We start from the raw sequence: 23786 nt of genomic DNA, 5'->3' as shown, positions 1-23786 counted from the left end.
CCATCATTTCCACCGCCCTATGGCAATAAGACTGTATTCTACACTTTCACCAACAGTCGATCCCCCCTTGAGGTCATAGATCCATACGTTAGTGCTGACGGTGTAGTTGGCGTCTGCGCAGGCCACATACTCATATGGTCTTATAACATTTGCGCTAATTGTATATCGATTATCAATAAATGGTTCGGGGAAAAATACAACGATGCCTCCGGTTTCTACGACAGTATCTGTTCTGCGGATAGAGCAGATCATAGTACCGTCCGGATATTTAATCCAAGTTCCCCGATCGTTGCTGCCGCTGGTCACCGATGGATAGATTTGCTCCCAGTCGCTCCAAGACTTGGAGTTGTAGCGCCGCATCCAGATGCAGCCCTCGTTCTGACAGACGTAGTACTGGTATGCCTTGCTTTCCGCAGAGACACACATGAGACATCCGGAGGCTTTCACAGGATAGTGCCGGTCGGTGGTAGCGTTGGAAGTATAGTTCTGGATGTAGATGCCGGTTGTTTGAACGGTATCCAAATCCTCAGTCGTGAGATTCGTCTTAACCGATAAGGATTGCTGTGTTAGGGTTTCTAGATCAGTTTTGATTTCCTGTCCATCCACATCCGATAACGCGGCTACATCCTCCGCTGTTAGTGTGATGTTAGACGATAACGGCTTTTTGTTGATTGTTCGGCTGTCAGGTACAGCTCCAATATCAGCTGGAGTAGGTTTTTGTACCAATTTTTTGTTACCGTCCAATGTCGCAATCCCATTTGCGGAGCCGCGAAGGTCATCTATCCGTTTTAATTCGGCATCAATAAGATCAGCGTTATCATTGTGGTCTGCAATATTGTAGAAATCACTAGGATCTGGCTTTTTTAGCTTAAGATATGTAGTATTATTCATGACATCACCTCACTGCGAATTTGGGTGTGTGTGTATGCTGATAGCTGTTGGTGAGTATAAGCTGCAATCTGTTGATGCTGATTATATAAGAGATCAACCACCAACACCAGATTTGCAGGAGCCATACGCTTAACCATTTCTATTGCGTCATCCAGATTCTTTTTTGATGTTAATGCTAATCGAACAGACAACTCATATGGGCCGGTCATGGCCATATGATATTGGCCGTCTCCACATAGTGCTGATAATGATTGCGATAATCTATTCCAGGTATATGGCAAATCCTCGTTGAGCCTAGTCTGTATACGGAATCGACGCACTTCCAATGTATCGCTTCCTTTTGGGGTAATGCCTAAAATGGATTCCCAACGTGTAATACCATAGCTGGTGGCAGAGATAATGTATTGGTCATCTAGTGCAGATAGGCAGGCGTCCCATAGAGCATCTATCTCCGGTTGCTCTGTCGTGGCAATCGGCTCCAGCAACCCTTGAAATACCGGCGGAATATAATCGAGCAACAGTCTATCCATTAACAGTCCCCCTTATTGGAATGTTATCAGCCTCAAGTATAAGATTTTTGGGTTGCCCATTGATGGTAGTATCAGAGATGTCCACTATCCCGGATAGAGACAACAAGCGCGTTTCAATTTGACTAATACGTACTACTAACTGATCAGAGGCATCCCACTGTGAGGCAAGGTCAGTACAATACTCATCGACTGCCTGCTGGACATAGGTTTCCACATCTTCCCAATCCCATCCTTTTTCGTACACGATAGATGTAGAGATATTAATAGTTGTAGTCTTTGCCGCTTGTACGGTGACAGTATGTCCGATAGGAGCTAGACCCAACCCTTGTCCACTGTTTTGCGTAGGATCGATGGCGGTCTGTACAGATGATACCAACTCGCCGGATGCGGCTTTATACTCTGCATCCAGAATAACAAGTTTTACGGTTCCGCCCCCATTCCATGTAGGGTATACTTTTACACCGCCTACACCGGGGAGTGATAAGACATTCTCCTTGTAATCTGCAATATTACCGCCAAAAGCAGCCGAGTTATAGCTCTCTAGATAACGCGCGCGAAAGCTCTCCGTGTCTTCTTCATCTTCTCCGGGGATGAGCAGTTCAGTCAATTTTGCATAAGTCAACCCGTCTATGTAGTCAATCGGGATAAGGTCTCCTAATTTGCCATTTGGAGCAGTACCTGGAGTTTCACATTGCATTCTGTAGATATGCTCTCCCATTTTGCTGATAGCCTGATAATTATAAGACTCTAGGCTAAAACGAGACCCATCTGGGATATCTATATTGAATTCCCCCTTTAGGATAGCTGCCGAGGCCGATTTCGGGGATATCCCACGGACAGCCGCCATCTTTATCAGCGCATCTCGTGATGCTGTATCTGCATAGGATTCGTTCAGGATGACATCTAGTTCGATATACATGTTTTGCAGTTCTACCGCTGCAGGTGCTAAGGCTGTGTATATAACACTGCCTTCCCGCTTATCCAACGTGTCGGGGACACGATCAAGCATACGGCTCATGATCTGATCATATGTGATATTCTCGTACACTCAGATTTCCACCTCCGTTTCAGCTGAAAATGTGCCAAAATCAGTAGTAACTACAAATACACACAATATTTGGCTACCCTTACGTGTAAAACCAAAGTCGTCAACACTTTGTACTCTTTCGTCTTGTGTTAATGCTTCTGTAATATACCTCTTTATCTCGGACAGTGCATATTCATATGGTTGGCCAATTAGCGTATCTAGCTCAGATCCGTAATCCCACGAATAGATCAAGTATTGGTAACGAGGTACACTAAGAGCCAGGAATACCGCTTGTCTAATTGCGTCCAAATCGTCAATTAGACTTCCATCTTCCAAAGAGTAGGTTTTAGAGGCATTGGTTTCGGTTGTTAGTGTAGCATTTAGTGCCGTCTGGATATTGGGAAGCATCAAGTCGCCTCCTTGTCTAACACAATATACCGTTGCCCACCTTGCATCCGTAGCAGGATTATTTTGTCACCTGTCGACAACTGTTTTGATGTCTCTGTCAGCACCAGAAACGGTTCATCTAACGTCAGCCGTTGCTCTACATTAACCTGTAACGGAGATGCATTTAGCACTGTTCCGAAATGGATGGAAACTGGTTTTGATTGCTCCATCGCTTCCATGGCTGCTGTTTTCATCAGATCGACCATATTAGGCATCAAATCCGTTCCCCCTTAGTGTTAAGTCCATAGTGTGCTGATTGTCGTTGTATTCATGCTTGCATTTTTCGACCAACATCCAGTTTTGCAGGCTGGTATCATACAGGTCTAATTTAACAGCAACACAGCATCCTGCCCGTACTCTATTATCGCCAAATGCTCCAGATACACTTAGGTTTCGTGTCTTTTGGTTATATAGGCTAAGCAAGGCATCGGCTTTAGCACTGCCGTTAACATTTTCATCAATAGTGTCAAAATACTGTAGAACGCCCCATTCATTGATGTGTGATCCATCTTGTGCGATATAGATGTCACGGGTACCCGCCTCTTCGTTTTCGTAGCACAATTTGATTTTGTTGTAAGTTTCGCTGTCTATGCTTGTGGAATAATCATAGCTTTGAGCGGTTTCCGGATCAATGAGGATAGGCACTTGCATGGTTTCCGCGTTTTTAAGTGCAATTTTCCCAAAATCGTCGTAGAGCACATACATCTGCTTACAATTTTCCAATGTAATATCTAATGCAGATCCAATAGTGTCAAATAGAGTCTGGTTATCCTCGACACGATTTGGGATAACAAATCGCGTATTCTCTAATGTACCACACTGCAAGCCAAAATCATCGGCAATCATCCTGACGACTTGATCCGCCCTCTTATTAGAGTACACATAGGTATCCTTGTTCTTGAGATACCGCAGCTGATCATAGGCGGTGACAGAAATCTCATATTGTTTAGGCTTTAAAGTGAAAATAAAACCATAAAAAATAGGAGTATCTCCATCCGTGAAACGGACGGGATCTCCTTCGCCTATTTTCAACTTGTCATCCGGAATAACAGTAAATGTCAATTTGCCCGGTGATCCACTACGTTCAGTCTCCCAAGCAATCCCATCTTTTACAGTTGGTGCATATACTTGAGATCCATGCTGGACATACAGTTCTAGCGCCATTGCACACCTCCTAACCCAGCCGGATCTTCTGGCCGACGTAGATTAGATTGGGATTTTTGATGTTGTTAATCCGAGCAATTTCCCAACATTTTGTGGGGTCGCCTAGATATTTTTTGCAGATGTTCCATAGACAGTCTCCTTTTTTAACCGTATATACTGTAGGGGATGATTTACTGGGGCGAGAAGAGCTTGTAGATTGTGTCCCGATTCCAGGCTGTTTGATAGTGATCTGTACCGTTTTTGTGCCATAGGATCGATACTGCTTAAGTTTGACTGACAAGGTAAGATCCATACCATTTTCTGCCTCTTCTTCAATAGTATAGTCTTCAAGCGAAACTGATAGATTAGTGTCAAACAATACAGATCCACTAGGAGATGTCCGAGACACAACAAACTGAAATGTTTTTTTCTCAGTCTTTAATTTCTCTATTGCGTCTAGATAATATTTGGCGTTCTTCCAGCCGTTTGGATAAACTGCGAAGGGGTACTGCACTTGTGGAATCAATACATCGAAGCTAACTTCTGTCAATCCCGGCGTTTTAAGGATATTTACTTCCCCATCATTGATTAATGTGATGGTCTTATTTTGATTCTTGATCTTGATGGATAGGCTAGACGGTGTCACAGGTAATTGTATACCGTCCAAAAAGAATAGATAAGCCGTCTTAATGCACCCCCTCAGCCATAGCCAACATAGATTGATAAGTACGATCTACCATGTAATCGCACACTCCGTCCAAATCCAAATCAGAATTAATATGGTTTTCGGTCTGAAAATTGAGATCAAGACGAGCAGTTGTGAATCGATTGACCGTTTCACGTTCTGCGATATCTCTCAGATATTTTAGATCTTCTTCGCTGGCTGACATACTATCGGATATTTTTTCAGTGTTATCGGCAGTAGCTTTCGTATTCTTGTCTGTACTGCCTAACATAGATTCATCAAAAGGCGATATGTCATAGTCAGTCAATCCTTCGGCAAAATCTTTGCCCGCGGAAGCATCGCTAAACAAGCTATCAAAAGAAAAGCTATCCTCTAGATTTTCGCCAAAACTATAACCGGCATTCTAGGCGTCGCCATAGTTGAGGCGATCAATCTTGTAATCTTCCGCGTTAAGTTTTTCTATGATTTTATCGCCTTCGCCAAAGGTTTCATCTACCCAACCACCTAAAGAATCGCGCCAACCTTGGACAGTTCCAGCCAAATTGAAACCAAAAATTGTATCGATTGCGCTGGCTAAGGCCTGTAAGATACTAAGCACAGTATCGGCCAAACCGAAAAACAACCGACAAATCGAGTTAATTGGATCGTTAAATACGTTGCCTATGAAATTAGCAAGATCAGCAACCACATTGTGTATGATCACAATTACATTTATCACGAGATTGTATGCAGCTATAAGGATATTGCCGATAAAAGCACCGGCAGTAGCAAACGCGCCGCAAATAACACCTGTAGCACTAATGGACGTTCCTGCGAAATGGTTAATGGCCCCAATAACAGCATAGAAAATAGCGATTAACGCAATAATGAGAATTATAATCCATACTAGCGGGCATGAATATAAAGCCGTGTTAAGTCCCCACTGCGCCGCTGTTTCTGCCATAGTTGCTCCGGTGAGAAGAGAATATACCGGCACTGCCAACATCTTAGCGCCTGTTAATACTGCCGTAGCAATAGCTGATAGCATCACAGATGCTTTATATAGGCCGAATGCTGTAACGACACCCATTACAATAGGCGCTATCATAGACCAGTTATTGCTTATTGCATCCGCAATGCCAAGCAATGCATCGAACGCTGATGCCGCAACAGAGCCAATCATAGAAATAACTGCTATTATATTTGCGATAAAAGTCTGGAACTCTGCGGAGTTGGCAATGGAGCTTAACTTTTCGAGAATCGGTTGGAACGCCATAAGTGCCTGGTTTTTAATCTTAGTAAAAATTTGTCCAAAAGTCATGGGCATAGAGTTGAATTTGGCATTGGTCTCGTCTGCCGTAGAAAGCAGAGCATTTTTGACGATTGTAGCACTAAGTTGCCCCTCAGAGGCCAATGCACGGATCTGCCCAATTGGTACGCCCATATAGTCGGCTATGGACTGGATAATAGTTGGCGCTTGCTCAAATACACTGTTAAGCTCTTCGCCACGTAGGACACCAGAACTCATCGCCTGCGTCAACTGTAGCATTGCTGCATCTATACCTTCTTGCGACGTACCTGCTATCGCGAATTGTTTGTTGAGTTGTTCGCCAAATGCCACAAGTTCTTGATTATTGGCGAATGCATCGCTTGCCATAAGGCCCATTTTAGATACCGCATCAGCAGTTGCCTGATATTCACCACGGGAACGTTGAGCCGATTCAAATATCATCTGCTGTAGTTCTGCCGTTGATTGTTGTCCGTCGTTAATCATATCCAATCGAGCTTTTGTTTGTGACAGCTCATCGGATAGATCTAGACCTTTTTTCCCGATAGCCAATAACCCCACAGCAGAAGCGATGCCCTTAATTTTGTTCCAGAGATTGGAGGCTGCATTTTCGGATTGCCGTACACTATCTGTATATCGGTCTTGACTGCTTGTAGTGGTACGAGTACTGCGGTTAACCCCTTGGATATTGTCGTCAATCTCTTGCCAGGTGGCAGATGCACGGGCGATCTCCTCACGCGCTGCCCTAATGCCCTCTGTATCAATGGCACGTCCAGAGGCCCGTTGAGTAGCCTCAAATGTATTGAGCATTAGATCTAGGGCATTAGTCATAGACCGCAACCCAGGGGTCATACCATCAAATACCCGGATCGCTGTTTGTATTGTACTTATTTGTCTCACCCCTTTTTTCAGGGTATAAAAAAGCCGCATCCAATCGGATACGGCTTAAACTGTGGCTTATAGGTGTACTGTACGCGGAGGCTGATGCGCTTTACATGCAGTAACGATTTTTTTTGCCCTTTTGGGATCGTGCGTAATGTCGAACGAAATGTAGTCCACCTCGCCACTCTTGTCGTAAGAAAAGATTAGGTAAGAATGGATTGTCCGATCCTCTTTCTTTTTTGTTCGGCCTCCGACGATTGCTCCCAGAGGGCCAAACAACATCCCACCTGCGACAGCACCGCCGATACTACTCACATAATTGCTGCGGATTTCCGTCTCCGTCTTAACAACTGCATCTGTAATCTTGCTAATCGGTAGGTCATAAGACGTATTATCTCGATCAATCACTACGCGGTCTATACATAGATAGAGGTAACAAGGCGCGCTCTCTGGCATAGGCAACCCTGCCATATGCTTGGCCCATAGACTAACAGATGCACAGAGATCCGCCGCGCGCTTTCTCGGTGTGTTTTTGGGTGCTGGCTTTGGTACAGTTGTTGAGGTCTTACCTTTTGCTTTTCTATATCTTAGCAGCAGCACAACAGTGGCAATCAACAGCGCAACTGCCGCAAATGCATTAGCCATATTAACTGGTGCAGTGATAGATACCGCAAATGCAACTACCGTTATAACTCCACTGATAATCCCCGCAATAAGCCAACCCATAACTCTCAACCCCTCAAATAGTATTTACCCTCATAATACCACATTTGGAGGTAATATACTACTTCTTTTTTAGTTTACGGGCGTCTTTTTTGTCTTGTGCTATTTTGATCTGAATTGCGGCCACCACATATGCTCTCTCATTGCGATTCAATGATAAGTATTGATGTGGCGGCCAATGAAGTTTGTGAAGGCAATAATACGCAATGTTAGCGTCAAAATCGCCTTCCTCGATTAGTTTTTTGCTTCGTCCACCTTATCCTCGAAAGATGCATCAAACCCACAAATCGCCTGCACCTGCTGGATATAATCTGCATACTCACCCGCCAAGAGCATAGTCTTAAGCAGCGCTTCCGCCCCCATAACATGGTAGCTATCCTGTAGTGAGGCGTCATTTAGGTCAGGGTATACCGTACAGGCTGCCGCCATTTTCGCCACATAGAGGTTAGTGTCCATTTGAGGTGTATACTGGCCTTTTTTACCAGGCAAGGGGACATTTTTTGTACAAGCGCGGCGCAAAATCTCATCCTCTTGCGAAGTAAGAGCACGTAGCTCCCATTGCATAGGATCACCCGTTTGAGGGTCAACAAACCGTTTGGACGCTACATATTTTACGTTTTCTACAGGCAGAGCATTCTGGGCTAAAAACGCACTAAGATTCCCAGCAATTACTTTTGCTTCCATTAATTATTCCTCCATTCCACTAAGCGCGGTAAATTTTTCAGGGATTTCAAAATCGTCAAAAGTGAAATCAAAATCCTCATCTAGATATTCGGCGTCAGCGTCGAACTTTGCCAAAATCCCACCATCCAGGTTGCAGTCCTTGAGGATGACAGTCTGGCGCCCTACGCTTGATGTTGGGTCTTCATTGGTACATTGGATATCAAAATAGACATCCGTACCCGTCTCTTTATATTTATAGAGCATCTCGCGGAACAGCGAAGTGTTATAGTACATCGTGGCCGATCCAGTGCCTTTCCAGCCAGTGGATTTATTTCCTTTGCCTGTACGGCCTAAAATGGGTAGTTCAGATTTTGTTTTTTCGACGTTGGCTTCCAAATTAATGATATTGATGAGATGCTTGCGCTGACCATCAATTGTTACATAACATTCAGCCATGGACGCTGATATCGCATCTCTGGCATTCATGGTTGTACCCATACTATACCTCCTTATTGTACTACAACGGTCATGTACAACTGAGCCATAGCATTGACGATAGTAATGGCGTCAGATACTACAATAGACCGCTTGGTTTCTCCAGCTTCAACGGTAACGTCCTCGCTGTTGAAATTCTCAATAGCGCGGATGTCCTGTAGAGCCTTGTGATGTGCGACAATATCATTCCAGAGGCTCATGCGTCCATCAGCATCGTTAGGGATCTTCCCCAAATAGCGTGTGTTGAATAGTGTTGCAATATCATTGGCAATCTGATCGAGCACACGAATGGTCTGATTGTCGCAAAAATCAGAGCCTTTGGTCTCTGTCGTAGTGACAAGACTATTGATGTCTTGCAGTACATGGATTTCATCCCCTACCTTATGGAGCATCAATTCACCGGATTTGATACCGGCTTCTAATTGGGACTGTGTGTAGGGGACGACGGGAGTATACTCTCCGTCGTAAGTTTTGTTTGTGGCAGAGATATTGATTGCGCATCCAGCTTGCGCGCCAGTTACCCAATAGACTAGCCCGACTTCATCTTCTTGTGCAGCAGTGTCTAGGTTAATTACGCCCTCATAATCAGCTGCTTGCTGATAGAGCACGGTTTGAAATTTTGCACCAAGCTCATCGCGCATTCGTTTTGTATAGGCGACATACAGTTGTTTGACATCCGTATCATTCGATAGGCATCCAAGAGTATGGAAAGAGTAAGATTCCAATTTATTCAAAAACGTTTGATAATTTTCACCTGTAATGGCAGAGCCGTTGGTACCTCCTGTTAATTTTGTGCCAGCTGTTGCCGTTAATGTAGCAGAAGACAAAAATGTAACAAAATCATTAGGCTGCAATTCTGCCGCTTTTGATACTGTCTGCATTTCCAGCCGTTCTCCATCAATAGCCGTCGTAACGTCCTATTTGCCTTCGTCATCAGCGTTTTCCTGGATGATAATAGTAATGTCATTGCCACGAACGCCGGAAAACTTAGCTTCTGCATAAGTGTTTTTGGCTTTGGCCCCAGAATTGAGTTTGTATAAATATGCAGTTCGGGCACCCTAGAATAAGTCGCGCATTCCTTTCATCTTTTCGTGCGTTGATCTATAGCCAAGCAATTTAAGGCTATCTTTAGAAAATGCGCTAGAATCCACCTCGAATATTTTGTCATCCGGCCCCCAGTCCAGCTCAAGCGCCAATGCTGCGATGCCTCGATCAGATAATTGTGCTGACGCCTTCTGCGTACTGGCGAAATTAATATAACTACCAGGCAATACTTTGTTTTGAGTAAGAAATGTTCCGCCGCCTAACATGCCTTCACCTTACCTTTCAAAAACCGTTTGGTTAATTGTTCTACGTCATCGTGACTGTATAATTTATCTGCATCCAACAGGGCATTTAACAAGTCTTTGCTATGACGATATTTATCGGCATTAACCAATTGCTCTTTGGTATATTTGGACTTTTCGTCATTTTTCAATTTTGATCCCTCCATCAAAATCAATTCCCGCCATTGGGTCTTCAGTGTGGAATTTCCTGGTAAAAATGTTGTAATCTACAAAGACGTGCAACACACCATCGACAATTTCTGATCGAATGGATGTGCCATGTAATGGCCCATCTGAGACTTGTATCCACTCCAACGCTGACATCAATATCTGAGATACATAGTGCAATTGTTGTATCCCAGATTCCTCTGGCGAAAAATACAAAATATCAAAAGGGCGTGTATGGTATACACGCCCCGATAGTTTTGGCTCGTATGTGTTTTCGAGCAATTGTATAATACAGCAAGGAGGATCCAAATTCTGCTCTACATTATCAAATATAACTGGCAGATCACCAAGGGCAGATTGTATGCACACTCCGATGGCTTCCACAATTATATCTGTCATCAAAACACATCCTCTAGATAGGCCCGTAATTTGCGTTCTATGAGCCGTGGTATTTGTCGCTCCAGTGTTTTTGTTGATATTGTCAACATAAATTTACCGGGCACCCAAGAGGCTTTGAGGCGGGCGTTAATAGTTGGGACGTATCTACCCGGTTCTTGCCGGTGCCCATATTCTACATACATGGCGTATAATACTGAGTTGGACACTGTAATCTCATAGTAATTACCTGTCTTTTTGACGCGTGATACGACCCAGCCACGACGTAAGGTACCGCCTGTTTTGCCCGATCCTGCCGGGTATTTCCCTACAGGAGTGCGACGTATCGTCATTGATAGTAATCTCTTGGCTAGATCATTGGCAATCTGCCGACAAAACACATCAAAATCCACACGGGATAAGCGCTCTATTCTATCCCGCAATTCCCTCAACTGAGAAAAATCGCAACGGCCCCATCGCATTAAGCCCACCTCTCGAACAGATCTAGCGTTATCTCTTGGTGAGTGTCATACCTTGCGGGCTTACCGCTACAACAATAAGCAGTAGATTGTTCACGTCCTGTTACAACGATCTTAGACCCTGCTAAAATATTAATTTCAGGCGCGATGAATAGCTTGACTGTTTGTTGTATTTTGGCGGCCTCTCCCGAATTGTCCGTAGAACTTGTACTGCCAAAAGAGAGGCGGCAGGGGATAGCCGTGTATACAAGGGTCTCACAATAGGTTGTTATGCTTGAGCCAGATCCTTTTTGAGGGCGATATTCATACACGTCGGCTGTACAATCATATAGAGACTCGATTGCCAATCTTGCTGCGTGCGTTACCATGCCAGCCTCCTATATTTTGCAATTTCATCGGCTCCACTTGTCAACAATCGTTGCAACAATGCCTCAGCTTTAGACGTATCACTAGAAAAAGTAATGCTGGTGTCACCTTCCGAAATAGACTGTACGGGTCTGTCAGTACCTTCTGTGTCCATTTGCATGCGGCCAATATCCTGTTGTAGATATTGACCACATATCCGATCAAGGGCTACGTAGTAGAGTCCCCCAGGCATCTCAGGCACATTACATTGATTGCATATGCTGGACACTGTCCTTTTGACAATATTTCGCAATGTAATTAGGTTGGCACCAGTTATGTCACTATATCCATAAGCGGCCAACTGTAATTCTGCATCTTCCAACAGTTGTCCACATGGATCTCCGCACATAATCATTACCCCTTTTTGCTTTGTTCGGTTTTTTGCTGCTGGATGTCTTGCTTCGGTTCGTCTTCAACAGTGTATCCATGTTCGCGGAACCAGTTAAGCAGTTCAAAGTTATTTGATTCTCCAACACCGCGCAAAAAGGGCACTGACGCCGATACCCCTGTGTATTCTGTGTTGGGCGCATAAATTTTAGCCATGTTTATCCCCCCTTACGACACTTTAATTTTTCGCAAGACGCCTGCGGATTTCGTAGCTTTGAGGGCTACGGCGGCGATCATTTCTACTTCGCCTTTTTTGACTGCTCCCGCAGTGTTAAAATCTGGCAGCCACTGTTTTACGGGCAATGTGCCAGAAGGGCTAACGGCGTGGAACCCATCTAGGCCGAAACGAGCTGCATAGAGGGAAGTAAGGCCAAGACTATCGTCTGTGCCAATAGGTACTACAGGGTCATTAGTGCCAGGCTTTGCGCCAAGGTCGACCAGAGGAATGTTGCCGTAGGATTCAATTTGCTGCCCGATATCATTACGGGAGGTCTGATACATCCCGGCGCGGCGAGCACAGGCACGAATTTTAGCAATTAATTTAAGGTTGCCACCGATAAAAGATGGAGTACCATCCAAGCCCATCAAAAACTCATCAAGCACATCCAAAAATACCTTATAGTTCTTATCTACTGCGTCCGAAGTGGACAAGTCAATTGCTGCAGTAGGGGTATACTCAGTGCTTGATCCTGCCAGAGCTTTTTCCAGTCCATCAAATGCCTTGCTATCAGTGCCAGAATCACCATTGATAACAGTATCGTTGAACAATGCAGAGGCGGCTTTAATTTTCTGCTGCATTTGCAGTGTCACCTCATTGACTACGCCGCCCATATCTGCGATGACGCGGTCAATTTCAAACGATCCGCCGAATACTTTAAGATCAACAGAATGTCGCTCTTTGGTGACTTCCTGCGGAGTGTATTCTTTATTGATTTCGCGGAAAGCTGCTGTGGGCTGGGTAAGCAGTCTGATATAAGTGTAAGTCATAGTGGCCCCGCCCCCCTGAGGGGAAACGCAATTGTCAAAAGTGATATTGTTCATCAAAAAACTAGATTTTCGGAATTCGTCGATCACCATTGCTGCCAATTTATCCTGTGTATTTTTCTTTGCTTCGGCTAATGTTACGGGCATAATATATCCGTCCTTTCGTTAATTAGCGTCCGATTGGGCGCTTAATGATAATTTGATGGCCTCGGCTAAGGTTGCAGGTTCTTGGATGCCGTCAGTATCAGTAATTCCCTCTGCCGGGTCAAATCCCTTGATTTCAGGCTTAGTAGCCTGTTGGAATAACATTTTGCTATCCTCTGCGGTTTTTAGGGCCTCCAATTTTTCTGTAAGCCCTTTCAATTCGCCGTTTCCATCGAATTCAGCTTTTTCTGGGTCAATTTCCAATAATGCTTTCGCCGCTTTTACATTAATTGCTCCAGCCTTAGTCAACGCCAAAGCAATTGCTGCATCGATCTTTTGCTGTTTAATGTCTTGGTCATATTTGTCTTTAAGTTGGGCGAGTTCTGTTTGCAATCCCATCACGTCTACACCTTCGTAGGTTTTTGCGGTATTTCGCAGGGTATTGATGGTTTGGTTTGCCGTGTTCAGATCTTTTACCACGTCATTATACTTACCCGCATCCACATAGCCGCCGTCTTTTAAGTCCACAAACTTGACGTCTTTATTTTGAGACACGGCGGTTTTCAAATTGTCTAGAGTGATGGTCTGGTTCTCGCCAAACAGGCCGGTCAAAAATTCAAGCAGTTCCAATATGTGTCCTTTCACACCATATTTAAACGACGTTTTGCTTATAGATGCGCGGTTACGTCAGCCGCGCTTGGTGCCCTTGGTACTTATAGATCCCCGCCAAGGCCGGGGAAAATGATATGAAAAAAGAGCAGCCCCAAGGGACTGCCCTAATCAACATATTTATGCCGCCATTCCTTATAGGGCATGTTGGCTGGGACATAATAAGTTTTGCTCTTTGCGTTTCGAGCAATACGCTCTCCTATAAGATCATCCACAACAGGCGCTTTGCAACAACGGCAGCGCGGATGGAATACGGGGGAGTTAATGCCCGGTTGTTCATCAGATAATTTAAATTTACGGCCATCCATATCACCGCAAATAGGGCATGTTGCATCATCAAGTGCCACTATGATCTCATATTCATCTATTCCAAGTTCAGCAAAACTATCGGATTGCGCTTGATTTGCAAAATGTGCGCTCTCCGTCTGAATTAGGTTAAGTGCGTTGCTCTGTGACGTGTCAAATAATTTTGCCATCTGTTGTGCCAGCCTCTCAGGGGGTTCCCCTCTAATTAATGACTGAGGGAGCTTAGTACGCAACTGGCTAACCAACTTAGCACGGTCAGACCAGATACGAGCTGAAAACTCTATCCCATCGTCTGTCCAAGGCTTAGATAATATCTTATCAATTACTGAGGTTGTTATATGCGCAAACGGGCTGCCCTGTCCGATCCCTTTTTGCACCTCAAAGCAATTACGATAATACATATTAGCGTATATCTTGTGGAGCAATGCTTGTAATTTGTCAAGCAAATTACAAGATGCCTCATATGCGTGTTGATAACATTGTATTTGTAGTGCCTCCAATCGGCTAATATGTACTCGCGCACTAGCGTTTTTCAACTGTCGTTCCCAATCAGCCGATATGCCATTTTCTTGCCCCCGGCGTATGTACTCTTCGACTGTCCAGCGGAATTCTTCTAATTCGCCAGCTTGTAGCCTCTTTTTTGCGGCAGAATACGATATCTGGTTGTCCTTTGCAAATTTGCTGTACCAGGCACGGATATCATCTTGTAAGGATTTGGCCGCTTCCCGGTATACTTTTCGGATATCTGCACATACCCTATCAGCGTTATCCAATTCAGATGACATAACTTGTCCCATGCGGCTACGCCAATAATCAGTGTTCTTCATTGTCATTTACCTTTTGATCGTTTTTCTGATTATTCTGTTTCTCGGTATTGACTTGAAGCGGGAACTCTCCATAAGTTTCTAGGTTTTGTTGTTTTTCTTCCTCTATTTGCGATAATTCTGCATCCACATCATCAATAAACGGATGATGTGCCAGAAGAGTACGTATGCTAATGATGCCATCACTATCGCGGCACTGCTGGATCAGTTCGGTGGTGTTAATAAGTACATTGCGGTTGAACACTATTTTAACTTGCGAATTTTCAAAATTTCCTACGCCGGTATTAGCCAGATGCACATTCACAAACCATAATAATTGCTCAAAGGATGCTTGAAACTCGGTTTCCATACCGTTGGCATCTAGGTCAATATCGCTGTACATAGACTGGATATTCATCTGGTTAGGATTACCTGACAGACGATCGTCTTTAGCATCATACCCACGAGCATTTTCAATTAATGCTTTTTTGAGCAGTTCTAGAATGGCCTTGTAATTTTCAGCGTTAACTTGTACGCTAAGCGTTTTTACATCGCCTTTAGCGCCCCCACCATCATCCCGAACTTTAACCGCGCCGTATACTGCTAAGTTGTGACGGAATTCTCCGAGATCAGTCCCATCATAATTGACCAGCACCATAATGGTGTTATGAGGATCCTCCAGCATACCGTTGTGGAACGCTGATTCCATCAGATTGATGCCGTCTTGTAACGATTTGACCCGTCTAATCAATGGGATCTCTTTGGCGTTATATTTCCAGGGGATGAGAGGGATACGCGTCCAATTAACAGGCTCGCCTCCTATAACGGCGTAAGGCGTATAGTACGGCTCTTCTGGCACTAGAGTACCGTGTTCCCGCAGATAATAGTAGATGCCACGATATGTGTAGGCTTCGACATGCTCTATGATGCGTTTGGACTCGCCTTCATAGCTTTCCACTTCATATAGACGGATTGCGGCGTCCAGCAACGTGTGTTCGCTATCTGCCCAAAATGGCAAAATCTCATATGGCTCAAAACGCCGGAACCGAAATTGTCCCTCTGTGTCATAGTATGGCATGAGCCAACCAATTGCACCATTCAGACAGTCCTCCCCTAAGAGGCGGAATCGGCGGTAAAATTGTTGATTGAATATATCTGCCAAAGCCAATGCATATGCCTTATCATCCGTATCGAATGTTAGGGGCTTGCCTAACAGATAATTGACTTTCTGGTCGACCATCTTGGCGTATTGGTTATCTACAATTCTGCTATTGGGGAGATTATGCACAGGCTGCAATTTGCCTCCTGGGCCTATAACCATACGGTGATGGTGTAAAATATCGTGTTCGCCATTATAGTATTTCTCGCCCAGTATCTGCATCTTGCGTTTCGGAGATAGTTTCCAGCTCTCAATTTCGCGTTCCAAGAATCGCAGATCCGTCATCCTAGTAGATGCGCCTGCCTGTATGATGCCATTGATATGCGTTGTTTCAGTTTCACCAGGCCAGAATCTAAACGTATCAATTCCTCCTCGCTATATAAAATCAAATACTGGGCCGCGAAGCACAGTCTGGCAGAAGTACCGCATCGCGTCCATCGCATGGTCGTTCTCTTTTACTGGCTTGTCTTCCCCACGTAGGGAAGCCTTTTCGTCCCAAACATATGATTCGATTTCGGCTAGTGTATTTGTGCAACAATCGCAGATCATAATCGACTGCGTACTTAATGCCGTTGCCGTGTTACGTATTCCATCAATTACAGTATTATCGGCTGATCGTACTCGGAATTTGTGGTGCGCTCTAATACACGCGATCATAGACGCCGCCGATGGATCTATGATAACCGACTTGATCGGTAATCCTCCCGCAAACGTCTCTAAGTCTTTGTAGTATTCTTCATCTGTCTTTTGTCTTTTAGCATTTCTGCCTGAATAATAATATTCTCTAATCGCGTACTAGGCATTGCTATACTTCCCCCAAAGCAACATAGCGGTTGGATTCTGTGTGCCATAGTCCATAGAAACATAATATGCAGTATATGGTCGATCGATAGAAGGAACTACATTTTTTGCCTCATCGAACATGTCGTAGATACGACCTTCTGCTGCCACCCATCGGCCTAAGATAAAACGGTCATAAAACACACCGGTGTACTCACGCTTGATCGCTGCAACATACTCCGGGTCAAGTGTTGTATTGTCATCCAACAAAAATGGCACGTCAAGCAAATCTATATCATTTGCACGATTGATATACTCTTGCATGAGCCAGTGTTTTGGGCTGTCTGGGTTAGTCGTGGCGATCAATTTTGCACCCGGTACCCTAAGGCGTGATAGTAGCATCGCAAAAAAATCCTTGGGGAAGAGTGTCAGCTCATCACAATAGCCTCCTTGTAATGTGAGGCCCCGGATTTTGCTCTCACTGCGTGCGTCATTTGCGCCTTCCAAAAGAACTCTCCTGCCAAACAAATAGCCTTCTTTGGACGCAAGAGAAAATACAAAATTGGACGACCCAACTAACTCTTCCAACAGTACAAGGCAGTTGCGCTTGAGCGTGGTGAGGGATTTCCCGCACATCAGATAGAGCTTATCCTTTGGCATTGTTGCTACCCAAAAAGCCCATAAAACTAACGAGATCCAAGTCTTACCCGAGGATACAGAGCCTTCCAGCAAGTTCAAGCGATGCAGCCTATTCTGTTTCCAGCGCATCATGAGGCCCCGTTGTTTGGGCGTGTAGACCATCATTGTCCTCCTGCAGTCCTACTATTAAGTCTTCTAACGCCCCGTTGGAGGGCGTTGTTTTCTTTTTAAGTTCTTCTTTTTTTATCGCCAGTTCTTCTCGGGCGACAGTTTTGCCGACTAGATCCATGATACGGTCAAACGCCCTAGTGTCGCCATCGGCGGCAGCCAAAAACAATGACTTGACAAGTACCATTTCGTTGTCCATATCATCTGGATCTACTCCCATAATGGTCAATTCTTCTCGGTCGTTAGCAGCTGCCGGTAGGGAAAGGAGCAACTTCATTTTTTGTTTTATATCTTTTTTTCGGCGGCGTGCTTTCCCACTCGCTTTTCCGCCTTTTCGTCCCATTTCTCGGGCTTCCTCCGGGCTTCGTTGTGCTTGTGGTATTAAGTTTTGCTGATTAATTGCCAAGCCTCACCACCTCAAAATTGGCATAATTTTGGCCCCCAGCTGTTACACTGGAGGCCGGCAAGAAAGGATGTTGTTGGAGCGGCGAACTGGATTTGCACCAGATTGATTCCCAAGTTGGGATCCCGGAAATCACACTATGCGCCGCATAGTACCGCCCTCTTAATGGCAAGGGCGGGAGTGGATTTCATCATCAAAGGGTAATCCACTAACCTCTGATGATGTGTGGCTCCTAGGCGCTACCCAGGAGCCACATTGTAGTGCGCGGTATGGGAGGAGCGACCTCCCTGGCCCCTATGGTTGGCTGGCTTCGCCTACCGCATATGTACCGCCGGGGGAGAAGATGCCCGGCGGTCAACAAAGAAAGGAGATGTAACATGGAAGAGTATTTGTCCCATTTCTTCTAGCTTAATGATATCACAGGATCAATATGACATGCTATGACATACTATGACATCCTTATGGACTGTAGAGCATCTCCGTGTATACGGCAGATTTGGCGCCAACTATAATGCATAATATCCGCAATTTCCTCGAATGTCTTACCGCCAATATATCTCAGCCGTAAGATTTGGCGATGTTTGTCATCGTCAACAGTGTGTATAGTTTGTTCCACCTCGAGCATAATCACGGTAAGTGCTGTAATTTTTTCAAAGATCATATTTTCGAGATCCATAAAATTTGAGAGCGCCTCGCTAGCAGAAACAGGTTGACCCCCTTGGACAGTATCAGAGTGCAGTGTCGTTGTTACGCGCGTTATTGTATCCCACAACTGTTGCCGTTGATCAAGCAGGGCATCAATCTCACGGTTGGCGGCAAGATATCGACTCAGATACTCCTTAGCGGTCATTGTTACGTGCTCCTCTCCGTAGATTACTCATTAGGCATCCAGCACCGGGGCAGACACCCTCCTGGGTCCGCCATATGCAACGCTTGACAGTGCAATACATCTTACCGTTACGATATACAATGTGCTGTCGCACCGTGTGAGGACGATCTAGATCAGCAAGACGCTGATTGATCTCGCGGGCGGTCAATGACGCAATAGCCTTGATATCCCTTATCCGCTCATCTCCCGGTTGCTTACGACCGCCCATCCAATTGTTGAGGGTAGATGGCCCAACGCACAGGAGTCTGGCGAGTTGCCACCGCTCGATCTCTGCGCGACGGCATATATCTAGTAGTATGTATCTCGCATCAGCCATCGTTATCACCCCCAAGAGCCACCAGAAATGCGGCGTTGGTCAGTACATGCCACAAGTGCGGATACCCACTCTCTACATCGGTCGACTCTCCGGATTGATAAGCCATCAGGTGACGCAGTAGCGCCGCTACATATCGGTGTGCCTCCACGCCTCTCCAACTGTCGGGAGCGTATTTCTGCGCTCCATAAGTCATAACGTGCCCAATGGCAATAATCGCTTCAGGAGGCACCAGATCCAGTCTGGGCTTGTCCTGGTCATATTTGAGGCCGTCCATGATTGATCATCCTTTCTGATGATATCGTTCGAGGTTTTGTAATTCATTATGCGTTATGTCCTTCTCGGTATTTCTTAACTCGAGCCTTAACTGCCTCCAGCAGGGCGTCCTGCTTGGTGGCTTTCCCGGCCAATGATCTCATCACTTCCTCATCAATGGTGCCTTTTGCTACCAGGTGAGTGATGGTGACTCGCTCACCCTTCGCGCCCTGGCGGTAGATGCGGGCGTTGGCCTGCTGGTACAACTCCAAAGACCAGGTCAGTCCAAACCACACGATATGGTTTCCTCCCGCTTGGAGGTTGAGGCCGTGGCCGGCTCCGGCCGGGTGGGCCAGCAGCATGGGGATCTCGCCCCTGTTCCAAGCGTCAATCTCCGCAGACCCCTCCAGCTTTTTGGCCTGGGGAAAACGGCGCATAATCCGCTCCAGGTCATGCTGGAAAGAATAAAACACCAGCACCGGCCGGCCGTTGATGGCCTCAATAACATCATCCAGGGCGTCCAGCTTGGCGTGGTGGATGGGGTGGACTTTCCCGTCCCCATCATAAACAGCACCGTTGGAGATTTGTAGCAGCTTGTTGGAAACCACCGCCGCGGTGCCGGCGTCCACCACCTCGCCAGGGTCCAGCTCCAGCACCGCCTCTTTCTCCATCTCGGTATAGGCCGCCTGGGACTCATCGTCCAGCTTGACCGTGTGGACCACATCTACCCGCTCCGGCAGCTTGATGTAGTCGCAGGCTTTCATGCTCACGCAGATGTCGGAGATTTTACTGTAAATTTCATTTTCTGCTCCGGGCTTTGGTACCCAGTCATAGACCACATAGCCATTGCGGCGGCCGGGGTTGAAATATCGGTTTCGGTACTCGGTCAGCGTCCGCCCCAAGCGGTCACCCTGGTCAAGCAGATAGATCTGGGCCCACAGGTCGATGAGCCCGTTAGGACTCGGAGTGCCGGTCAGCCCAACAATGTGCTTGATGAGGGGCCGCACTTTCCGCATGGCCTTGAAACGCTTGGAGCTGGGATTTTTGAAGCTGGACAGCTCATCCAGCACCATCCCATCAAAGGGCCAGGCGGCTCCGTAGTATTTCACCAACCACGGAATGTTTTCCCGGTTGATGCAATAGATGTCCGCGTCCGTCTGGAGTGCCCGGATCCGCTGGGCCTCGCTACCCAGGACACGCACCACGCGAAGATCCTGGAGGTGGTCCCACTTTGCGCTTTCTTTGATCCATGTGTCCTCTGCTACTCGTAGCGGCGCTACCACCAAAACCTTGTTGATCTCAAAACGGTCGTACATCCAGCGGGCCACCGTGGTGAGGGTGATGACCGTTTTGCCTAGGCCCATGTCCAACAGGAGACCGGCAGCGGGCTTGTCTAGCAGGAAGTCCTCACAAAACTGCTGGTACTCATATGGGGTGTACTTCATAGGATCTCCTTTAACATCTCATCCACGGCTGCCTTGCTGTCCGGTACGAACACCCAAAAGCCTAGGTCTCTCAAAATCTTATGCACCCGGCGCTGCCGTTTCCTCGGGGTCTCACCGGTGTCTTTGATCTCTGCGAAGTAGGCCCGACCACCCGGTAAAAGGATGAGGCGGTCCGGTACCCCGGTGCATCCGGGACAAACCAATTTCAATGCGAGGCCACCGGCCGCCTTGACCCGTTTTCGCAGATAGCTCTCGATATCTTTTTCCATTGGGTTACCTTTCTTGTCCGTTGTATCACTTGTATCAATGTATCACTTGGGTCTATTAAATCCCTCGCGCGTGGCGTGTGCGCGTGCCACTATCTCTATTTAATACTTTTATACCTCAATGAAAAATAAGTGATACAAGTGATACAAACTATCAAAAAGCCTTACGGCGTCTGGGATTCTCGCGTATCACAGCAGGTGATACATGACTGTTACAAGTGATACAACCTCGCACACACACCTGATACATTTGATACATTCACGTTCCATCTGATACACGGCGAAAGCGCTTTTGCAGGCCATATATGCCACAGCGCTGCCGCCCTTTTTCCTCGGTCCATCCAGGCATACGGCGCAAAATAGCCGCTACCGCCTGGCTCTCCTGCCTTGACAGACGCCCAGTGTCACTCTTAAAACACTCATTCCAGACCTCGGCCACGCATACAGACATTCTCTTGCAAGTGCCTTGGACGGCTCCAAAATCATCTGAAAACCACGCCCGGCGCTCGATGCGGTCTTTTTCAGCCCAGTCTGTGGGGAGTAGACGATCCAGAAAGGCTTGCACCTCCCCCGCCCGGGGGTCATCCTCAGTAAATTCGCTCTGTTGCTCTCTGGCCACAGCCTCCAGCTCTTTGGAGAGATGGAGAGGCTCGCCCTCCTCATAGCGGATGACGGCCTCCGCCCAAAGCTGGCGGACCAGCTCAGGGGTGAGGTCATCCCAGACGGTGAGGGCCGAGAGCTCCCCGCCCAGACGTACGGGCCAGAAACGGCGGTTTCCGGTGTCATCCCGCAAAAAGGCAGTGCTGTTGGTGGTGCCAAAAAAGACGCATTGCCGCTTGTGGTCCTCCACTCGGCGCCCATAAGGGGCTCGGTAGCTGTCTACCTGCTTAGAAATAAAATTCTTTGTGACCTCAATTTCCGTCTTTTTCATGGCCGCCAGCTCGCCCAGCTCCACCAGCCAAAAGCCTTGTATGCCCTCATAGGCCTCCTTGGTGCCGATCCCGGCCAAGCTGTCCGTGTACCAGCCGCAGGACATCTTATTGATGAGGGTGGACTTACCCCGGCCTTGGGGGCCTGCCAGCGTGAGCACATAGTCAAACTTGCACCCGGGGCACATGATGCGGGCCACGGCGGCCGTGAACGCCTTGCGGGTGACTGCCCGGGTATAGGGGCAATCCTCCGCCCCCAGATAGTCCACCAGCAAAGTGTCCAAGCGTTCCGTGCCATCCCATTCCAGACTCCGGAGGAAGTCTCGGACCGGGTGGATGGTGTTGCTCCTGACCACGCTGCTCACAGCGTCCATGATGCGCTCCTTGCCGGTGATGTGATAGGCCAGCTCAATATAGCGCCGGAGCTCGCTGTCATCGGCGTCTGTCCAGGCATCACCGTTTATGGGATCCTGCACCTCTTTCCACGGCAGGCTGCGGATGCAGACCAGCCGGTCCTTGAACGCATTAAAGGCCAGGGTGCCCTTGAGCAAGGGGTCATTGGAGAGGATGATATAAGCATTTTGGATGGTCTGGAGGGGGAGGCCTCTTTTGTCCACCTCCAGCTGGGCCATCCAATCGCCGGTGTCCTCATCCGGGATATCGAAGTCCGCCCGGGCCCGCTCGATGCGCTCCCGGGCAATGGTCAACTTGACGGCCTCATCCTTGCGGGCCAGCTCCACCATGGCTGTGTAGGAGGGTAGCTTGTTGGCCGGGGTGTCCTCTGCGACCTCGCTGTCCTGCTCCCCATACAGATGGAAACGGACAAGGTCGAAAGCATTGCACAGGCGGCCGCTCACCGGGTCGGTAGCGTGGTTGGAATATGCGAACAGGCCGCCGTCATAGATAACCAGGCCCGCCGCCGTGGAGCCGCCTGTATAGGTGTAGCGCCCGGGCATCTCACAGGGGACATACTTGTCCAACAGAAAGCGCTCAATGGCCTGCTCTACATCGTAGGTGCGGCAGAAAGCACCCACCACACCAGGCTTAGCCGTGGGGTCCCCCTGGTGCTTGGCGGCCGTGTGGCGGACCGTGGCGGCCCTGCTGCTCTCCGGCCAATAGGATGCGTCCCTCCAGTCTGGGTATCGTCCCAGGAGCGTATCCGGATCCAACCAAGGGCCGTCAGCGTAGTCAAAATAATACTCCTGGTCGGCCGAGGTGCTGGGCCAGTACATGAGCCGGGTGGGTTGGTAGGTGGTATCGTCAAAAAGGTCCATCCCCAGGTCAGAGGCCAGCATCCGGGCTGCCGCCTGGTACTCATCCCCGGAAAGCCGCCGGGTCAGAGGTACCAGCAGGCGTAGCCGTGGGGCCTCAGATGTGTGCTTATGAGTAGAATAGGCTGCCGCAGCACAACCATAGAACATGGACAGGCTTTCCAGAAGGTCCATGGTGGCAAAGTCGGCGTCAAGGGTGAGCATGGAACGGTGCTCCAGATTTTCCGCCTTGCGGCGTCCCTGCTTGAGCCAGCCGCCCACAAAGCCGCCCGTATCCTTGATGGCGTCCTGTTTATTCTTGGGCATTTTGAGATATTCAGCCAGGGTCTCTCGGGTCTTGGTGGTCTCCTTGATGATGTCCAGAAACTCACCCCATTGCATGGTCTTGTTCTTCCATTGGGCAGTAGTCCGGGAGACGCCAACGGCCAGTGTGATAGGGCCGTCATATTGTAGTTTCATGGCGTTTCCTCC

The 23786-nt window shown here is 47.3% G+C and carries 29 protein-coding genes; all 29 read right to left on the bottom strand.

Annotation, left to right across the window (positions count from 1 at the left end; genetic code table 11):
* Positions 1-3: 3 nt before the first annotated feature.
* Complete coding sequence (locus C12CBH8_RS06635) at positions 4-891, bottom strand: pyocin knob domain-containing protein (RefSeq protein ID WP_215532818.1); 888 nt, start codon at positions 889-891, stop codon at positions 4-6.
* Positions 888-1421 (bottom strand): putative phage tail protein, encoded by a 534-nt coding sequence (locus tag C12CBH8_RS06630; protein ID WP_215532817.1) that lies wholly within the window; start codon positions 1419-1421, stop codon positions 888-890. Before C12CBH8_RS06630 ends, C12CBH8_RS06635 begins: the two co-directional genes overlap by 4 nt.
* Positions 1414-2469, bottom strand: coding sequence for a baseplate J/gp47 family protein (locus tag C12CBH8_RS06625; RefSeq protein WP_215532816.1), 1056 nt, complete (start codon positions 2467-2469; stop codon positions 1414-1416). Before C12CBH8_RS06625 ends, C12CBH8_RS06630 begins: the two co-directional genes overlap by 8 nt.
* The gene (locus C12CBH8_RS06620) at positions 2470-2856 is read right to left on the bottom strand and encodes a DUF2634 domain-containing protein (protein WP_215532815.1); all 387 of its coding nucleotides are present in this window, start codon (positions 2854-2856) and stop codon (positions 2470-2472) included.
* The gene (locus C12CBH8_RS06615) at positions 2856-3110 is read right to left on the bottom strand and encodes a DUF2577 domain-containing protein (RefSeq protein ID WP_090266011.1); all 255 of its coding nucleotides are present in this window, start codon (positions 3108-3110) and stop codon (positions 2856-2858) included. The genes C12CBH8_RS06620 and C12CBH8_RS06615 overlap by 1 nt, the downstream gene beginning before the upstream one ends.
* Positions 3103-4059 carry an XkdQ/YqbQ family protein gene (locus tag C12CBH8_RS06610; RefSeq protein ID WP_215532814.1) on the bottom strand — a complete coding sequence of 319 codons (957 nt, stop codon included), beginning with the start codon at positions 4057-4059 and terminating at the stop codon, positions 3103-3105. Before C12CBH8_RS06610 ends, C12CBH8_RS06615 begins: the two co-directional genes overlap by 8 nt.
* A 10-nt stretch (positions 4060-4069) precedes the next feature.
* Positions 4070-4705 (bottom strand): LysM peptidoglycan-binding domain-containing protein, encoded by a 636-nt coding sequence (locus tag C12CBH8_RS06605; RefSeq protein WP_246441326.1) that lies wholly within the window; start codon positions 4703-4705, stop codon positions 4070-4072.
* Between the two features lie 19 nt (positions 4706-4724).
* A complete protein-coding gene (locus C12CBH8_RS06600; RefSeq protein WP_215532813.1) occupies positions 4725-5030 on the bottom strand; it encodes a hypothetical protein in 306 nt (101 codons plus the stop codon).
* 96 nt (positions 5031-5126) lie between these two features.
* Positions 5127-6821 carry a tape measure protein gene (locus C12CBH8_RS06595; RefSeq protein ID WP_215532812.1) on the bottom strand — a complete coding sequence of 565 codons (1695 nt, stop codon included), beginning with the start codon at positions 6819-6821 and terminating at the stop codon, positions 5127-5129.
* A 126-nt stretch (positions 6822-6947) separates the two neighbouring features.
* A complete protein-coding gene (locus C12CBH8_RS06590) occupies positions 6948-7598 on the bottom strand; it encodes a hypothetical protein (RefSeq protein WP_215532811.1) in 651 nt (216 codons plus the stop codon).
* A gap of 231 nt (positions 7599-7829) precedes the next feature.
* Positions 7830-8279 carry a phage tail assembly chaperone gene (locus C12CBH8_RS06585; RefSeq protein ID WP_090265997.1) on the bottom strand — a complete coding sequence of 150 codons (450 nt, stop codon included), beginning with the start codon at positions 8277-8279 and terminating at the stop codon, positions 7830-7832.
* A gap of 3 nt (positions 8280-8282) precedes the next feature.
* Positions 8283-8756, bottom strand: coding sequence for a phage tail tube protein (locus C12CBH8_RS06580; protein WP_090265996.1), 474 nt, complete (start codon positions 8754-8756; stop codon positions 8283-8285).
* Positions 8757-8767: 11 nt separating this feature from the next.
* The gene (locus C12CBH8_RS06575) at positions 8768-9634 is read right to left on the bottom strand and encodes a phage tail sheath C-terminal domain-containing protein (protein ID WP_425503764.1); all 867 of its coding nucleotides are present in this window, start codon (positions 9632-9634) and stop codon (positions 8768-8770) included.
* 177 nt (positions 9635-9811) lie between these two features.
* Positions 9812-10063 carry a hypothetical protein gene (locus C12CBH8_RS12055; protein ID WP_390488914.1) on the bottom strand — a complete coding sequence of 84 codons (252 nt, stop codon included), beginning with the start codon at positions 10061-10063 and terminating at the stop codon, positions 9812-9814.
* The gene (locus C12CBH8_RS06570; protein ID WP_246441324.1) at positions 10057-10230 is read right to left on the bottom strand and encodes a hypothetical protein; all 174 of its coding nucleotides are present in this window, start codon (positions 10228-10230) and stop codon (positions 10057-10059) included. The genes C12CBH8_RS12055 and C12CBH8_RS06570 overlap by 7 nt, the downstream gene beginning before the upstream one ends.
* Positions 10220-10645: a phage tail terminator family protein gene (locus C12CBH8_RS06565; protein WP_090265993.1), complete on the bottom strand. Its 426-nt coding sequence runs from the start codon at positions 10643-10645 to the stop codon at positions 10220-10222. The genes C12CBH8_RS06570 and C12CBH8_RS06565 overlap by 11 nt, the downstream gene beginning before the upstream one ends.
* Entirely contained in the window at positions 10645-11103 is a 459-nt protein-coding gene (locus tag C12CBH8_RS12050) for an HK97 gp10 family phage protein (protein WP_090265991.1), read from the bottom strand. The genes C12CBH8_RS06565 and C12CBH8_RS12050 overlap by 1 nt, the downstream gene beginning before the upstream one ends.
* Before the next feature lie 756 nt (positions 11104-11859).
* Positions 11860-12048 carry a hypothetical protein gene (locus C12CBH8_RS06555; protein WP_215532810.1) on the bottom strand — a complete coding sequence of 63 codons (189 nt, stop codon included), beginning with the start codon at positions 12046-12048 and terminating at the stop codon, positions 11860-11862.
* A 12-nt stretch (positions 12049-12060) separates the two neighbouring features.
* Complete coding sequence (locus C12CBH8_RS06550; protein ID WP_215532809.1) at positions 12061-13023, bottom strand: major capsid protein; 963 nt, start codon at positions 13021-13023, stop codon at positions 12061-12063.
* Positions 13024-13041: 18 nt separating this feature from the next.
* A complete protein-coding gene (locus C12CBH8_RS06545) occupies positions 13042-13650 on the bottom strand; it encodes a phage scaffolding protein (RefSeq protein WP_215532808.1) in 609 nt (202 codons plus the stop codon).
* Positions 13651-13796: 146 nt separating this feature from the next.
* Entirely contained in the window at positions 13797-14822 is a 1026-nt protein-coding gene (locus C12CBH8_RS06540; protein ID WP_215532807.1) for a minor capsid protein, read from the bottom strand.
* On the bottom strand, positions 14809-16242 hold the full coding sequence (locus tag C12CBH8_RS06535) for a phage portal protein (protein WP_090265979.1): 1434 nt from the start codon (positions 16240-16242) through the stop codon (positions 14809-14811). Before C12CBH8_RS06535 ends, C12CBH8_RS06540 begins: the two co-directional genes overlap by 14 nt.
* A 510-nt stretch (positions 16243-16752) precedes the next feature.
* Positions 16753-17541: a PBSX family phage terminase large subunit gene (locus C12CBH8_RS06530; protein ID WP_215532806.1), complete on the bottom strand. Its 789-nt coding sequence runs from the start codon at positions 17539-17541 to the stop codon at positions 16753-16755.
* Entirely contained in the window at positions 17486-17950 is a 465-nt protein-coding gene (locus C12CBH8_RS06525) for a KGG domain-containing protein (protein ID WP_215532805.1), read from the bottom strand. Before C12CBH8_RS06525 ends, C12CBH8_RS06530 begins: the two co-directional genes overlap by 56 nt.
* Before the next feature lie 445 nt (positions 17951-18395).
* Positions 18396-18797 (bottom strand): sigma factor-like helix-turn-helix DNA-binding protein, encoded by a 402-nt coding sequence (locus tag C12CBH8_RS06520; RefSeq protein ID WP_215532804.1) that lies wholly within the window; start codon positions 18795-18797, stop codon positions 18396-18398.
* A gap of 347 nt (positions 18798-19144) precedes the next feature.
* Positions 19145-19426, bottom strand: a complete 282-nt coding sequence (locus C12CBH8_RS06515) for a dATP/dGTP diphosphohydrolase domain-containing protein (protein ID WP_215532803.1) — start codon at positions 19424-19426, stop codon at positions 19145-19147.
* Positions 19427-19472: 46 nt separating this feature from the next.
* A complete protein-coding gene (locus C12CBH8_RS06510) occupies positions 19473-20849 on the bottom strand; it encodes a DEAD/DEAH box helicase (protein WP_215532802.1) in 1377 nt (458 codons plus the stop codon).
* Positions 20846-21118 carry a PDDEXK family nuclease gene (locus C12CBH8_RS06505; protein WP_215532801.1) on the bottom strand — a complete coding sequence of 91 codons (273 nt, stop codon included), beginning with the start codon at positions 21116-21118 and terminating at the stop codon, positions 20846-20848. Before C12CBH8_RS06505 ends, C12CBH8_RS06510 begins: the two co-directional genes overlap by 4 nt.
* Positions 21119-21374: 256 nt before the next feature.
* Positions 21375-23774: a virulence-associated E family protein gene (locus C12CBH8_RS06500; RefSeq protein WP_215532800.1), complete on the bottom strand. Its 2400-nt coding sequence runs from the start codon at positions 23772-23774 to the stop codon at positions 21375-21377.
* Positions 23775-23786: the final 12 nt, after the last annotated feature.

This window comes from Solibaculum mannosilyticum (genome assembly GCF_015140235.1).
Taxonomy (GTDB): Bacteria; Bacillota; Clostridia; order Oscillospirales; family Acutalibacteraceae; genus Solibaculum; species Solibaculum mannosilyticum.
The sequence above is the reverse complement of the archived record's forward strand: the minus strand, read 5'-3'. Positions and strand labels throughout refer to the sequence as shown.